Origin of the sequence: Thioclava sp. JM3, assembly GCF_002213185.1 — a bacterium.
In the GTDB taxonomy this organism is placed as follows: Bacteria; Pseudomonadota; Alphaproteobacteria; order Rhodobacterales; family Rhodobacteraceae; genus Thioclava; species Thioclava nitratireducens.
The window spans coordinates 325419-339588 of sequence record NZ_NBOB01000002.1 but is presented as its reverse complement, the minus strand read 5'-3'; the positions used below and the strand labels follow the sequence as shown (position 1 = coordinate 339588).

At 66.6% G+C, this 14170-nt stretch carries 11 protein-coding genes; 3 read left to right on the top strand and 8 right to left on the bottom strand.

The features are described from left to right. Nucleotides 1–49: 49 nt before the first annotated feature. From dtd to B6V73_RS04945, 6 genes are all read right to left on the bottom strand, one after another. Nucleotides 50–499: a D-aminoacyl-tRNA deacylase gene (gene dtd / locus B6V73_RS04970; RefSeq protein WP_088724676.1), complete on the bottom strand. Its 450-nt coding sequence runs from the start codon at nt 497–499 to the stop codon at nt 50–52. After that, complete coding sequence (locus B6V73_RS04965; protein ID WP_088724675.1) at nt 496–1419, bottom strand: carbohydrate kinase; 924 nt, start codon at nt 1417–1419, stop codon at nt 496–498. The genes dtd and B6V73_RS04965 overlap by 4 nt, the downstream gene beginning before the upstream one ends. An 83-nt stretch (nt 1420–1502) precedes the next feature. Continuing rightward, the gene (locus tag B6V73_RS04960) at nt 1503–3632 is read right to left on the bottom strand and encodes a hypothetical protein (RefSeq protein WP_088724674.1); all 2130 of its coding nucleotides are present in this window, start codon (nt 3630–3632) and stop codon (nt 1503–1505) included. Further along, nucleotides 3629–6370 carry a DUF4159 domain-containing protein gene (locus B6V73_RS04955; protein ID WP_088724673.1) on the bottom strand — a complete coding sequence of 914 codons (2742 nt, stop codon included), beginning with the start codon at nt 6368–6370 and terminating at the stop codon, nt 3629–3631. The genes B6V73_RS04960 and B6V73_RS04955 overlap by 4 nt, the downstream gene beginning before the upstream one ends. Next, on the bottom strand, nt 6370–7290 hold the full coding sequence (locus B6V73_RS04950; RefSeq protein WP_233243022.1) for a DUF58 domain-containing protein: 921 nt from the start codon (nt 7288–7290) through the stop codon (nt 6370–6372). The genes B6V73_RS04955 and B6V73_RS04950 overlap by 1 nt, the downstream gene beginning before the upstream one ends. Next, nucleotides 7287–8303 carry a MoxR family ATPase gene (locus B6V73_RS04945; protein WP_078519704.1) on the bottom strand — a complete coding sequence of 339 codons (1017 nt, stop codon included), beginning with the start codon at nt 8301–8303 and terminating at the stop codon, nt 7287–7289. The genes B6V73_RS04950 and B6V73_RS04945 overlap by 4 nt, the downstream gene beginning before the upstream one ends. A 72-nt stretch (nt 8304–8375) precedes the next feature. On the opposite strand from B6V73_RS04945, the gene B6V73_RS04940 reads away from it, so the two are divergent. Continuing rightward, nucleotides 8376–8969, top strand: coding sequence for a DUF1285 domain-containing protein (locus B6V73_RS04940; RefSeq protein WP_088721933.1), 594 nt, complete (start codon nt 8376–8378; stop codon nt 8967–8969). Nucleotide 8970: 1 nt separating this feature from the next. Then, entirely contained in the window at nt 8971–9720 is a 750-nt protein-coding gene (locus tag B6V73_RS04935; RefSeq protein ID WP_088724672.1) for a TIM barrel protein, read from the top strand. Nucleotides 9721–9729: 9 nt separating this feature from the next. Here the strand turns inward: B6V73_RS04935 and B6V73_RS04930 are convergent, their stop codons facing one another. Beyond that, on the bottom strand, nt 9730–10692 hold the full coding sequence (locus tag B6V73_RS04930; RefSeq protein ID WP_088724671.1) for a cation diffusion facilitator family transporter: 963 nt from the start codon (nt 10690–10692) through the stop codon (nt 9730–9732). Between the two features lie 266 nt (nt 10693–10958). Between B6V73_RS04930 and B6V73_RS04925 the strand changes: the two genes are divergently transcribed. Further along, the gene (locus tag B6V73_RS04925; RefSeq protein ID WP_075776176.1) at nt 10959–11195 is read left to right on the top strand and encodes a DUF2798 domain-containing protein; all 237 of its coding nucleotides are present in this window, start codon (nt 10959–10961) and stop codon (nt 11193–11195) included. On the opposite strand, the gene polA is transcribed toward B6V73_RS04925, so the two are convergent. Then, nucleotides 11189–14014 carry a DNA polymerase I gene (gene polA, locus B6V73_RS04920; RefSeq protein WP_075776177.1) on the bottom strand — a complete coding sequence of 942 codons (2826 nt, stop codon included), beginning with the start codon at nt 14012–14014 and terminating at the stop codon, nt 11189–11191. The genes B6V73_RS04925 and polA overlap by 7 nt on opposite strands. Nucleotides 14015–14170: the final 156 nt, after the last annotated feature.

Below are 14170 nucleotides of genomic sequence, written 5' to 3'. Positions count from 1 at the left end.
CCTGCAATAGCCCGCGATTTTCAGGGGAGCAAGACTGCCCCAGCGACGTTCACGGACGGTCGGCGCTGTCCATCCAGATCGTGACCGGCCCGTCGTTCAGAAGCGCCACTTTCATATCCGCGCCGAACGCCCCGGTCTGGACCGGCAGGCCCAGAGATTCGAGGTGCCGGGCGAAATGCCGATACAGCCGATCGCCCTCTTCGGGCGGTGCGGCAGCAGAGAAACCGGGACGGTTGCCGCGCGAGGTGTCAGCGGCCAGCGTGAACTGGCTGACCACCAGACAGGCGCCGCCAATATCACCCACCGCGCGGTTCATCTTGCCCGCCTCGTCCTTGAAGATGCGCAGTTTCGAGACCCGCTCTGCCAGTTTCTCGGCCACTTTCTCGTCATCACCCTGCATCGCACAGCACAGGATCAGAAGGCCGGGCCCGATTTCGGAGATGCGATTGCCGTCGACGGTGACCGAGGCTTCGGAGACCCGCTGGATCAGCGCCCTCATGCCAGCTCGTCCGACCAGGGCGGGTTGGCCCCTGCCCGGCTGACGACGACCGCAGCGGCGGCCACGCCCAGCTTGAGGCAGTCGGAGATCAATTCGTCCTCGGCTCCTGCAAGCTTGCGCTTGTCGAGAGCATCGGCGCGATCCAGCGCCGCCAGAACGCCAGCGTTGAACGTGTCGCCTGCACCGACCGTATCGATTACCTCGACCTTGCGCGCGGGCACGAACACCTCGCAGTGCTTCGAGAAGCCGTGCGCGCCGGTCGCGCCTTCGGTGACGAAGACCAGCTTCGGCCCCTTGGCGAGCAGCCCGCGCGCGAGATCGGCGATGGTGCCCGGCCCTTCGATCCAGCGCAGATCCTCGTCCGAGACCTTCACGATATCGGCCACGGCGAACATCCGTTCAAGCCGCGCGCGATAGGCCGTCTCGTCGCGGATGAAACCGGGACGGATATTCGGGTCGATCATCGTCACGCGGCTCTCCGCCTCGCGCAGCATCAGCGCCTCATAGGCCGCCCCGCAGGGCTCGACCGGCAGAGAGATGCCACCGAAGAACATCGCCTTCACCTCTGCCGGGATCGCAGGCATATCCTCGATCTTCAGCATGCGACCCGCGGTATTCTCGTCGTAGAAGGCGTAGCTCGCATGGCCGTCGGTGAGCGTCACGAAGGCCAGCGTCGTGGGCCGGTCCGAGCGGACCGAGAGCCCCGCATCGACGCCGCTATCAGAGAGTGAGTGGACCAGCATCTGCCCGAACAGATCCTCCGACAGCCCCGACAGGAAACCCGAGCGCGCCCCCAACCGCCCCAGCGCGATCGCGGTATTGAACACCGCTCCTCCGGGATAGGGCGCAAAGGCCGGCTCGCCTTGCGCGCTCTCGCGCGGGAGCATGTCGATCAGTGCCTCACCACAGCTCAGGATCATCGGGGCCTCTCCTCCGTCTTCGCGTTCCGATACCGCTAACACCTGCTACACGTGAAGCGGTCTCCGGGCAATCCCCGCTTGGATCACGCTGCGCTCGGCCCGCCGCCACCGCCGCGCCGATTCCGCCCTTCGATCAGCCATGCCCCCACGGTCAGCAGCGCTGCGAGGAGCAGCCAGACCCAGGCGGGCATCAGCGGCTGCACGCGGATATCGGTGGTGGCCGTCGCGCCGCGCGGCGTGATGCCGATCCAGCCGCGCCCTGCCGAGGGTCGCCCCGCACGCACCTCGCGGATATCGGGCACCCCGTCTTCGAGCCGCGTCACGCCGCCATTCGACGCCTCGACCACGGCAGCGAGGGGATCGCCGCTGGCAATCGTCTGTTCGAACTCGCGCGGGCTGGCGGGGCCCATCGCCACGACCCGCTCCAGATCGCCGTCCTTGAGCCGGTAGAGCCCTGCCTCGGGCGCGGTCCAGCGCGCGGTGAAGCGACCCGGCGCGGTCTCGGTCAGCGGCACTTCCTGCGTCGAGCCATCGGGCAGCGTCACGGTCACCGGCGGCGCGGTATCTTCCATCGTGCGACGGATGATCCGCATCGAAAGTGCGCCGGGATCGATCTCGGCATAGAGTGCCTCCTCTTCCAGTTCAGGCTCTTTCATCTCCCAATGCGCGATGCGGCGCAGCAATTCGAGCTGTGGCCCACCGCCGTCATAGCCGCGATCCCAGAGCCACGCCTGATCGGACGCCAAAAGCGCCACCCGCCCCTCGCCTTCGCGCGATAGCACCAGCAGCGGCTTGCCCTCGGCCCCGGACATGACGACCTCGCCGGTGGGGTTCGTCAGTTCGATCTGGCGCAGCCAGTGCCCCCAATGCGGGCCGTCTTTCTCGGCGGCCGTATCCTCGCCCTCGGGCGCAGGTGCCCCTTCCAGCCCGGCGGTCACCGGGTGGCGCAGGCCCAGATCGGTCGGGCGCGGCAGAAAGCTTTCCGACATGACGCGGCCGGTGGGGCGCGCGGGCATGATGTCGCCAAGGCTCGTCTGATAGAGGCTCTCGACGGTTGCGAATTCCGGACCGGCGGCCACGAGGATCGCGCCGCCGCGCTCGACGTAATCCTTGATGTTGTCGAAATAGGCCGACGGCAGGATACCCCGTGCGCCGTAGCGGTCGAAGATGATCAGATCGAACTGGTCGATCTTGTCGACGAACAGCTCCTGCGTCGGGAAGGCGATCAGTGACAGCTCCGTCACCGGCACGCCGTCCTGTTTCTCCGGCGGACGCAGGATGGTGAAATGCACGAGATCGACGCCCGCATCCGACTTAAGAAGGTTGCGCCACGTCCGCTCGCCCGCATGGGGCTGACCCGAGACCAGAAGCACCCGCAGCCGGTCGCGCACGCCGTTGATCTGCACGGTCGCGACATTGTTGCGGTCGGTCAGCTCTCCATCCAGCGGCGTCAGCGTGAACTGCACCACGTTCTGCCCGCCATGGGTCAGCGTCAGCGGCAGTTCCAGATCGCGATCGGTGCGCACCTTGTAGCTTTTCGGGTCCTTGCCATCGATCGAGATCGTCAGATCGGCCACGCCGCCCGCGCTTTCGGGAACGGCGCCCATATCCTCGACCTTGAGACGGATATCGGTTTCCTCACCGATAATGCCAAAGGAAGGCGCGGTCTCGATCAGGATACGACGATCCCAGTCGCTGCGCTTGCCGGTCAGCAGCACCTGCAGCGGCGCGGGCAGATCGGGGGCAAGCTGCGCGTCATGGGCCTGCCCGTCGGTGACCATCAGCGCCCCCGCGACCCGGGCGCGCGGCTCGGCGGCCAGCGCCTCGGCGAGGCTCGCGCCCAGCTCGGTGCCGGCATTGTCGGCCCCGTCCGGAACGGTGATCCGGCGCGTCTCCACATTAGGCATCGCATCGAGCTGCGCTTGCAGACGTGCCACGGCGCGGTCGGTCTGTTGCCCGCGATCCGAGAGCTTCTGCGAGGAGGACCGGTCGTCGACCAGCAAAACGATATTCGACAGTGGCGTGGTCTGTTCGCGCTGCAAGGAGGGCTGCGCGATCGCGGCCAGCAGCACCAGCGCGGCCAAGGCCCGCAGCGCCCAGCCCTTAAGCCCGCGCCAGAGCGCCAGCGCCAGCAGAACGACCGCCACAGCGCCCGCGCCCGCGATCACAGGCCATGGCAGAAGCGGCGCGAAGATTACCGACACCCCGTTCATTGCCCCAGCCTTTCGAGAAGCGCAGGCACATGGACCTGATCGGATTTATAGTTGCCGGTCAGCACATGCATGATCAGGTTCACCCCGAAACGATCCGCGATTTCGCGCTGACGCTCGCCGGTGCGGCCGCGCCCCACCGGGAACATCGGCATCCCGCGATCGTCGACGGCCCAGGCCGAGGCCCAGTCGTTACCGCCGATCACCACCGGCGTCACCCCGTCATTGAGGTTGCGAAACGGCATCCCCTCGGCGCGTTCGGCATCGGCTGGCGGAGCCTCCACCCAGATCGTGCCATCATAGCGACCGGGGAAATCCTGCAGAAGGTAGAAGGTGCGGGTCAGTACGTGATCATCCGGTATCGGCGCGAGCGGCGGAATGTCCAAGGGCGCGGCCAGCGCCTGCAAACGCTTGCCTGCGGGCGTCGCCTCGCCGAAGCCCGCGATATCGGCGTCGCGCGTGTCGAACAGGATCATCCCGCCGCCGCGCAGGTAGCGGTTCAGCTTGGCATATTCCATCGGGCTCGGTGCAGGCTGATCTGCCGTGATCGGCCAGTAGATGAAGGTAAAGACGGCCAGATCGTCGTTCTTCAGATCGACCATCATCGGCGCGGAAGGCTCGACCGTGGTACGCCGGTTGAGAACCTGCGACAGGCCCTTGAGCCCGGCCATCGAAACCCGGTCGACTTCGGCATCGCCGGTGGGCATCGCGGCCAGAACCACGTTGGACGCAGCCTCGATCGCGCGCCCCGGATCCATATCCTCGGCATGGGCTTGCGGCGGCGCGAAGCTTGCGAGGATCACGGCGGCCCCGAAAGCGGCGGCCTTCATCGCACGCGGCCCCCAGAGCTTGCCCGAGAGCGCCAGCGTCGCGAGGATGTCCAGCAGAAGCGCCGCAAGCGCAGCCCCCAGAAGCCAGCCTTTCAAGGGCATTTCGCGTTGTTCGAAAGCCCCTTCGACGGGGACATTCGCAGGCCAGCTCGCGGGCGAAAGCGTCGCGCCGCGCGGCAGGGCGTTCAGCGCGACCGAGCGGTCCTCGGCGGTGTAGATGCCCGGGCGCAGCTTCGGCCCGGGCTCGGCCTTGGCCAGCTCCTCGCCCGGCACACCTGCGGCGGCGCCTGCATCCTGCAGCCGCCCGAACCCGTCGAGCAGCTTCTGCGGCACCCAGGTCTGGCCCGCGAGATCAGCCTCTTCCGGCGCGGCGGGCCGGGCAGAGACCGCGAGCCGTTCCAGCATCTGCGGGAACAGCAGCGACAGCGGCAGGGTCGACCATTCGGCATTGGCGGTGACGTGAAACAGCACGACCGCCCCCTGCCCCATCTTGGCGCGGGTGACGAGCGGCGTGCCGTCGGTCAGCGCGGCGATCGTGTGTTCGCTCAGGTCCGGCGCGGGCTCGGCCATGACCTGTGCCTTCACCGTCACGTCGTCGGGCACCGTCAGCCCCGTGAAGGGCGAGTTTTCCGGGAAGGGCGCCAGCGCGCGCGGATCGCCCCAGCTCATCGTGCCGCCCAGCGAGCGGCCTCCGGCACGCAGCTGCACCGGCAGCAGCGTGTCGGCGTCGAGATTGGCATTGGCCATGCGCGGCCCTGCGAAGCGGATCAGCAGCCCGCCCTTCTCGACCCATTCCTGCAGTTTAGCCTGTTCGGGCAGATCGGCCATATCGGCGAGGATGATCACGTCCGGATCGGCGGTCAGCACATCGGCAAGCGTGCCCTCGATCAGGTCCGCCGTCGGGGCGAGCGCCTGATGCAGGTAATGCGTGGGCGAGAGCAGCTCCAGCCCCTCGCGGTCGCGCGCACCCGACAGGATCGCGACCTTGCGGCGTTTGACCGCGTCATCGGTCAGGCTCACCGCACCGGCCGAGCGCATGCCCGTGACCTCGATCCGGGTAATACGGTTGCGTAGCTCGGGCGGCAGATCGAAACGCAGCTCTGTTTCGCGGCTGTCGGTGAACTGAAGCGGCTGGCTCGCCAACTCGCGCTCGACACCCGCCGGATCGCGCCCTACAGCGGCGACATCGCGCGGGTTGGGCGGAATACTGGAGGCAAGCGCGGGCACGACGAGCGCGCCATCCTCGATCCGGGCCGCGCCCAGCGCCAGAACCGGCAGTTGCGGCTGCCAGACCTTGACCAGACCGCGCGCCTCCAGCGCGCTCAGAACACCGGCCCGGCTGTCGCGGGCCAACCCGTCAGACAGCCAGAGCGTCTCGAAATTCCCGTCCGGCAGGTTTGCGGCGTCGAAGTTCTGCGGCGCCCAAGGCTGCGGCTGGATGCCGGGGAGCGACTGGATCAGCGCGCCCGCATCCGTGAAACTCACCTGTGCGGGCGGCGGATCGGCCAGCGAAATTACAGCTGCCGGACGGCCCGCCTGCTGCGCGTCCTTCAGCGCCGCCGTCATCCGCTCCACCCGGCGCGACCAATCGCGGGCAGAGGCCCAGCTACCGTCGACCACGATCAGGAGCGGCCCGGTTCCGGGCACGACCCGCTGTGGGTTCAGGACCGGCCCGGCAAAACCGATGATCGCGGCGGCCAGCGCCAGAAGACGGAGCGCCAGCAGCCACCACGGCGTGCGCGCGGCCTGCACTTCCTCGTCCTTGAGGCCCAAAAGCAGCGCGACGCCCGGAAAGCGCCTGCGGATCGGCGCGGGCGGTACCGCGCGCAGGATCAGCCAGATGATCGGCAACGCGGCGAGCCCCAGCAGAAGCCAGGGCGCGGTGAAGCCGATGGGGCCGAGCATCCACATCAGCGCCCCCTTTCGAGCGCGGAATAGAGCCAGAGCAGCGCCACCTGCGCCGGATCGCCCGTGTGATGGGTTGAGAACTGCCAGCCCGCGCTGCGCGCAAGCGTGGCGAGCTGATCGCGCCGTGCGGCCAGCCGGTCGAGATAACGCGCACGCAAATCGCCAGCCTTGCGCGTCTCATGGACCAGCGCGCCGGTCATCGACTGGAAGATCGTGCGCCCGTCATAGGGGAAGGCTTCCTCGTCGGGGTCGAGCACCTGCATCATCACGCCCGAGACGCCACGATCCGCCAGACGCCCCAGCGCCGCTTCGATCGGGCCGAGATCACCGAAGAAATCCGACAGCAGCACGACGCGCGATTGCGGCGTGACGCCCGCGATTTCGGGCGCGCCGTAATCCTGCACGCCCGCCTCGCGCGACAGAAGGCCCGCAAGCTCCATCAGCTGCGCGCGTCCGGGCCGTGGTGGTGCGAGAGGGCCGGTCAGCCCCACGCGCTCACCGCCGCGCACCATCAGCACCGCGAGCGCGAGGCCCAACACCCGCGCGCGCTCGGATTTGGTGACGCGGGCGTTGCGACCGCTCTCGGCCCCGGTGAAGCGCATCGAGGCCGCATCATCGACCCACAGATGCACCGATTGCGCCAGTTGCCATTCGCGCTGGCGCACATATTGGCTATCCGAGCGCGCCGAGCGCCGCCAATCGACGAAGCGCAGCTCGTCGCCCGCATGGGCGGGGCGGTATTGCCAGAATTCCTCGCCCGATCCCGCGCGCCTGCGCCCATGTGACCCCATCTGAACGGTCGCCGCCAACTGCTCCGCCGCGACCAGCAGCGGAGGCAGCGCAGAGGCTGCCCCTTCCGCCTCGCGGCGCAGGCTCAGCGCGGGGGCGGGCCCCGACGCTGCGGTATCGGAGGTCACGCTCAAGCGGCGGCCCCGGCGGCGCGCGGCCCGGTGACCTCTGCCACGGCGCGGTCGATCAGGTCGCCCAACGTCTCGCCCCGGGCGCGGGCCGCGAAGCTCAGCGCCATGCGGTGGATCAGCACCGGGCGGGCCATTGCCTGTACGTCGTCCAGCGTCGGCGCCAGTCGGCCATTGATCAGCGCACGCGCCCGAACGGTCAGCATCAGCGCCTGCGCGGCCCGCGGCCCCGGTCCCCAGGCCAGCGCATCGCGGATGAAGTCGGGCGCCTCGGCCTCGCGCGGACGGCACAGCCGCACCAGATCGAGGATCGCATCGACAACCTTCTCGCCCACGGGCATCTGCCGCACGATCCCCTGCGCCTCGATTAGTTCGGCCGGGGTGAAGACGGTATGCGCGCCCTCCGCCGCGACACCGGTGGTCGCCAGCAGGATCGAGCGCTCTGTCTCGCGATCCGGGTAATCGACGTCGATCTGAACGAGGAAACGGTCGAGCTGGGCCTCGGGCAGCGGATAGGTGCCCTCCTGCTCGATCGGGTTCTGCGTGGCGAGAACGTGGAAGGGCGGGCCAAGCGGGCGATGCTCGCCGGCGATGGTGACCTCGCGTTCCTGCATCGCCTGAAGAAGCGCAGACTGGGTCCGGGGCGAGGCGCGGTTGATCTCGTCCGCCATCAGCAGCTGGCAGAAGACCGGGCCTTCGAGGAAGCGGAACGCGCGGCTGCCGTCGGGCGCCGTTTCCAGAACTTCGGAGCCCAGAATATCGGCGGGCATCAGGTCGGGCGTGAACTGGATGCGGTTCGATCCCAGCCCCATCACGGTCGACAGCGTCTCGACCAGAAGCGTCTTGCCCAAGCCCGGCAAGCCGACCAGAAGCGCGTGCCCCCCGGACAGCATCGCCGCCAGAACCAGCTCCACCACCTGATCCTGCCCGATGAATCGCCGGTCGATCGAGGCGCGCGCCTGTGCAAGCTTGCCGCCAAGTCGTTCGATATCTTCCATCAGCTTTTCGGGCTCGGCCATGACATTCTCCCCGTTGATGCCTATCTTGCCAGCAAAGCAGATAACCACGCTCCGACCAACGGCCAAATTTGCATGACGGATCACAAACAGACAGTTTCGACCTCTTCCCCCACGGCAGATGGGCTTGCGGATGCAGCCAAGAAAGCCAGCAAAAAGGGCCCGCCGCCCGTGCATTTGTGGGATCCGCCCTTCTGCGGCGACCTCGATATGGAGATCCGCCGCGACGGGACGTGGTTCTATCTTGGCACGCCGATCGGCCGCGAGGCGCTGGTGCGACTGTTTTCATCGATTCTGAAACTGGAGGACGGGAAATACTATCTCGTTACCCCGGTCGAGAAGGTGGGCATCCGGGTCGAGGACGCGCCGTTCATCGCCGTCGATTTCACCGCTGAGGGCGAGGGCGACGACCAGTCGATTCGCTTCACGACCAATGTGGGCGACGTGGTTCTTGCCGATGCAGACCACGCGATCCGGGTGGAACATAGCGAGGATGGCGAGCCCCGCCCCTATCTGCATGTGCGCCGCGGACTGGAGGCGTTGATCGACCGCAAGAGCTTTTACCGGCTCGTCGATCTCGCCGTGACCCGCGAATTTGAGGGCGAAGATTGGACCGGTGTGATCTCGGCTGGCAGCTTCTTCCCGATCATGCGTGCCGCGGAGTTGTGATGTGCCGAAGTTCGCCGCGAACCTGACGTTCCTCTTCACCGAACTGCCTTTCATGGATCGTTTCAAAGCGGCAAGAAAAGCCGGCTTCGACGCGGTCGAGGTGCTGTTTCCCTACGACGCTTCCGCGCAAGAGATGCGCCACGAACTGATCCGTCACGACCTGAGCTTCGTGCTGATGAACGTGCCGCCGCCGAATTACACCGGCGGCGATCGTGGCTTCGCCGCGGTACCGGGCAGCGAAGCGCGCTTCCGCCGCGATTTCGACCGCGCGATGCGCTTCGCCGATATCCTGAAGCCACGCGCCATCCATATCATGGCGGGGAAGGCCGAAGGGGCGGAGGCCCGCGCGACCTATATCGAGAACCTGAAATGGGCGACGGCGCGCGCGCCGAAACGGGTCCTGACGATCGAGCCGGTCAACCCGACCGACATGCCCGGTTATTTCCTCGACAGCTTCGATCTCGCGGCGGAAGTGCTCGACGCGGTCGCTGCCCCGAACCTACATCTGCAATTCGACGCCTATCACGCGCAGATGCTGACCGGCGATCTGGCGGGCTGTTGGGCCGCGCACGGGCATCGCGCGGCGCATGTGCAATTCGCGGATGCGCCGGGCCGGGGCGCGCCCGGTTCGGGCAAAAGCGATCTCGCGGGCTTCTTCGCGACGCTCGATGCGGCAGGCTATGATGGCTACGTCTCGGCGGAGTACATGCCGAAGGGCAGCACACCGGAAAGTCTGGACTGGCTACGCTAGGCCCCGCGCTCAATGCGCGGGGTGCGCCCCGTGCTCATGAGCATGGTCGTGATCGCGAGCCGCGTGGTCTTCATGTGCCTTGTGGTCGGCGCAGCCCAGATCCGCGCTTTCCGGCTCCAGCGTCGCATGATGGATGCCGAACTGGTGTGCCAGCATATCCTTGGCCCGCGCAATGACAGTTGCGTAATTCCGCCCCTCCGCCAGCACGAGATGCGCCTCGACGGAGACGCGCCGCTCGTCGATCTGCCACAGGTGGACGTGGTGGACACCCTCGACGCCTTCGACATCCCCCAGCGCACGGCGTACCTCGGTGCTGTCCTTCTCGGGCGGCGCACCGAGCATCAGGATGCGCAGCACCGGTTTCAGATCGGTGGCGACATGCCACAGGATGAAGAGCGAGATGCCGATGGTCAGGATCGGATCGACCATCTTCCAGTCGTAGAGCAGGATCACGACACCGCCCACGATCACGGCGACCGACGCCCCGGCATCGGCCAGATTATGCAGGAAAGCCGCGCGGATGTTCAGGCTGTGCTTGGAGAGCGCATAGGTCAGCGCCGCCGTCGCCAGATCGACGATCAACGCCAGCGTCGCGAGCCAGACCACGATCCAGCCATCGACCTGAGGCGGATCGATCATCCGCCCGACAGCCTCCACGATCAGCCAGAGCGAGATCAGGATCAGCGCGATGTAATTGACGAAGGCCGCGATGACCTCGGCGCGCGACCAGCCGAAGCTCATCGCGGCATCCGCCCCGCGCTTGGCCAGCTTGCGCGCCCCGAAGGCCAGCACCAGCGCCGCCGCGTCGGAGAAATTATGAACCCCGTCCGCGATCAGCGCCATCGAGCCAGCGATCGCCCCGCCCAGCACCTGCGCGACCGTCAGGATGACATTGACGACCACCGCCCAGAGCACACGGTTATCGCTCGTATCGGCGTCGAGATGGTGGTGGTGGTGATGATCGTGGGGCATGGGCGCTTTTCTCGAATCTCGGCGCCTGAGGCGCGGTTGGGACGCTCCGCAGGGGATGTTGGGGCCAAGTCGAACGCGATGCCCGCATTTTCGGCTTGGTCCAAATATCCCCGCCGGAGGCATGCGCAGTCTCAACATTGCGCGGCGGCGGGGTCAATGCGAGACAACTCGTTCGCGCGGATCAGCACACAGGTTTGTGCGTTGCCTCCTCACGCTCAATCACCAAAATGCGAGCGGAGAATTTTCCGACCCGAGAAGGAGACCCGATGATCCCCGCCCGTTACGCCCATTTCGTCTTCAGCCTGATCCTGTCGGGGATCATGTCGTTTCTGGTCTCGGGCGTGGCGACCTACCGGGCGACGGGGCTTGTGGAGGACTTTCCGGCGCTCTGGGCGGCAAGCTGGCTCTCGAGCTGGATGTTCGCCTATCCTTCGGTGCTGCTGGTCGCGCCGTTGGCGCGGCGCGTGACCAATATCCTCGTGCGTCAACCCGCGGCTCAGTGAGCGGCGGCCCAGCTCTCCCCCTGCCCCGCGTCGACGACGAGCGGCACCGAGAGCTTCATCACCGGCTCCGCCGCGCCTTCCATCGTGGCCCGGGCGGTCTTGATCAGGTCGTCGATCGCGGCGTCCTCGACCTCGAAGATCAGTTCGTCATGCACCTGTAGCAGCATCCGGGCCGGGAGACCGTCGATCGCCTCGGGCATCCGCACCATCGCGCGGCGAATGATATCGGCCGCAGCCCCCTGGATCGGCGCGTTGATCGCGGCGCGTTTGGCGAAGCCCGCCGACGGGCCTTTCGCGCCAATATCGGGCGTATGGATTTTACGTCCGAACAGGGTCTGGACGTATTTGTGCTCCTTCGCGAAGGCCACCGTGTCGTCCATGTATTTGCGGATACCGGGGAAGCGTTCGAAATACCGGTCGATGAAGCCCTGCGCCTCGGCCCGCGGGATGCGCAGGTTGCGGGCAAGGCCGAAGCCGGAAATACCGTAGATCACGCCGAAATTGATTGCCTTCGCCTGACGGCGGATCTCCGGCGTCATCTGGTCGAGCGGCACGTCGAACATCTCCGAGGCAGTCGCGGCGTGAATGTCCAGTCCTTCCTTGAAGGCCTCGCGCATCTCGGGAAGATCCGCCACATGGGCGAGGATGCGCAATTCGATCTGGCTGTAGTCGAGCGAGACGATCTTGCAGCCCTCGCGCGCCACGAACGCCTCGCGGATGCGGCGGCCTTCCTCGGAGCGCACGGGAATGTTCTGCAGGTTCGGATCGGTCGAGGCCAGACGTCCGGTATTCGCGCCCGCGATCGAGTAGCAGGTATGGACGCGGCCCGTTTCGGGATGGACATGGGTCTGCAGCGCATCCGTGTAGGTCGATTTCAGCTTCGAGATCTGCCGCCAGTCGAGCACACGTGCCGCCAGCCGCGCGGCCTGCGGGTTGGTGTCTTCCATCGTGGTCACGTCTTCGAGCACATCCGCGCCCGTGCCGTAGGCCCCGGTCTTGCCCTTCTTGCCGCCCTCGACGCCCATCGTGTCGAACAGGATCTCACCCAGCTGTTTCGGCGACCCGACATTGAAGGGCTGGCCCGCGATCTCGGCGATCTCGTCTTCGAGTTGCGCCATCTTCTGCGCGAAGGCGTTGGACATGCGCGACAGCACCGAGGCGTCGACCTTCACGCCCGCGATTTCCATATCGGCCAGCACCGGCACCATCGGACGCTCCAGCGTCTCGTAGACGGTGGTGACGCGTTCGCGATGCAGCCGCGGCTTGAACTGCTGCCAGAGGCGCAGCGTGATATCGGCGTCCTCAGCGGCGTAGCGGGTAGCCTTCTCGATCTCGACCTTGTCGAAGGTGATCTGGCTCTTGCCGGTGCCGATCAGTTCCTTGATCGGGATCGGCTGGTGGTTGAGGTAGCGATCCGACAGCGTATCCATCCCGTGGCCGTGCAGCCCCGAGAACATTGCGTAGGACATCAGCATCGTGTCGTCGATCGGCGCCACGCGGATCCCGAGCCGGGCGAAGATCTTGAAGTCATACTTCATGTTCTGGCCGATCTTCAGGATCGCCGGGTCTTCGAGCACGGGTTTGAGGAGCGCCAGCGCCTCCTTGAAGTCCATCTGGCCGGCGACACGTTCGGAGCCGCCGAAAAGATCATCGCCGCCGGAGATATGAGCGAGCGGCAGATAAGCCGCCTTGCCCGCTTCGGTGCACAGCGACACGCCCACCAGTTCGGCCTTCATGTCATTGAGGGACGTGGTTTCGGTGTCGACCGCGACCCAGCCCTTGGCGCGGGCCTCATCCAGCCACTGCGTCAGTGTCTCGGCATCGCGGATGCAGACATAGCTGTCGGGATCGAAGGGCGGCTGGTCCACCTCCGGCGCGGGGTCGACATGGCTTGCCGGCACGTCGGTGACGACGGGCGCGGGCGGCGGCTCGGCGCCGAATTTCTCGGCCACGCGGCGGGTCAGCGTGCGGAACTCCATCTCATTGAGAAAGCCCATCAGCGTATCGACATCGGGCTCGCGGATTTCCAGATCGTCGAGCGTGAACTCGATGGGGGTCTGATCGTCTAGAGTTACCAGCTGCTTCGAGAGGCGAATCTGCTCGGCCTTCTCGATCAGCGTCTCGCGGCGCTTGGGCTGCTTGATCTCGGAGGCACGTGCGAGCAGCGTCTCCAGGTCGCCAAATTCGTTGATCAGAAGCGCCGCCGTCTTCACGCCGATGCCGGGCGCGCCGGGGATGTTGTCGACCGAGTCGCCTGCGAGCGCCTGCACGTCGATCACGCGCTCGGGGGCGACGCCGAACTTCGCCTCGACCTCCTCGACACCGATCGCGCGGTTCTTCATCGCGTCGAACATCTCGACCCCGCCGCCGACGAGCTGCATCAGATCCTTGTCCGACGAGATGATCGTGACGCGACCGCCCGCCTCGCGGGCCTGCCGGGCGAGCGTCGCGATGATGTCGTCGGCCTCGTAGCCCGCCAGTTCCTCGCAGGCGATATTGAACGCCTTTGTTGCCTCGCGTGTCAGCGGGATCTGCGGGCGCAGTTCCTCGGGCATCTCGTCGCGATTTGCCTTATAGAGATCGTAGAGGTCGTTGCGGAAGGTGTGGCTGCCCTTGTCGAAGATCACGGCTGCATGGGTCGGCGCGTCGGAGCCCTTGGCGTCCTCGATGTATTTCCACAGCATGTTGCAGAATCCGGAGACAGCCCCGATCGGCAGCCCGTCGGATTTGCGTGTCAGCGGCGGAAGCGCATGATAGGCGCGGAAAATGAAGGCCGAACCGTCGATCAGATGCAGGTGACAGCCTTTGCCGAATGCCATTGCGGAGCCCTCCTTCGCGCGTTGGCCCCGGTTGTGCCACAGGGGGGTGCAGAGGGAAAGAGGATCGGCGACCGCTCAGCGTGAAGGGCCGCGCCCGAGCCTTGGGTGCGCGCTTCGCTGTCGTCTGGTTTGAGCAGTTCATTTCGCAAGCCCGTA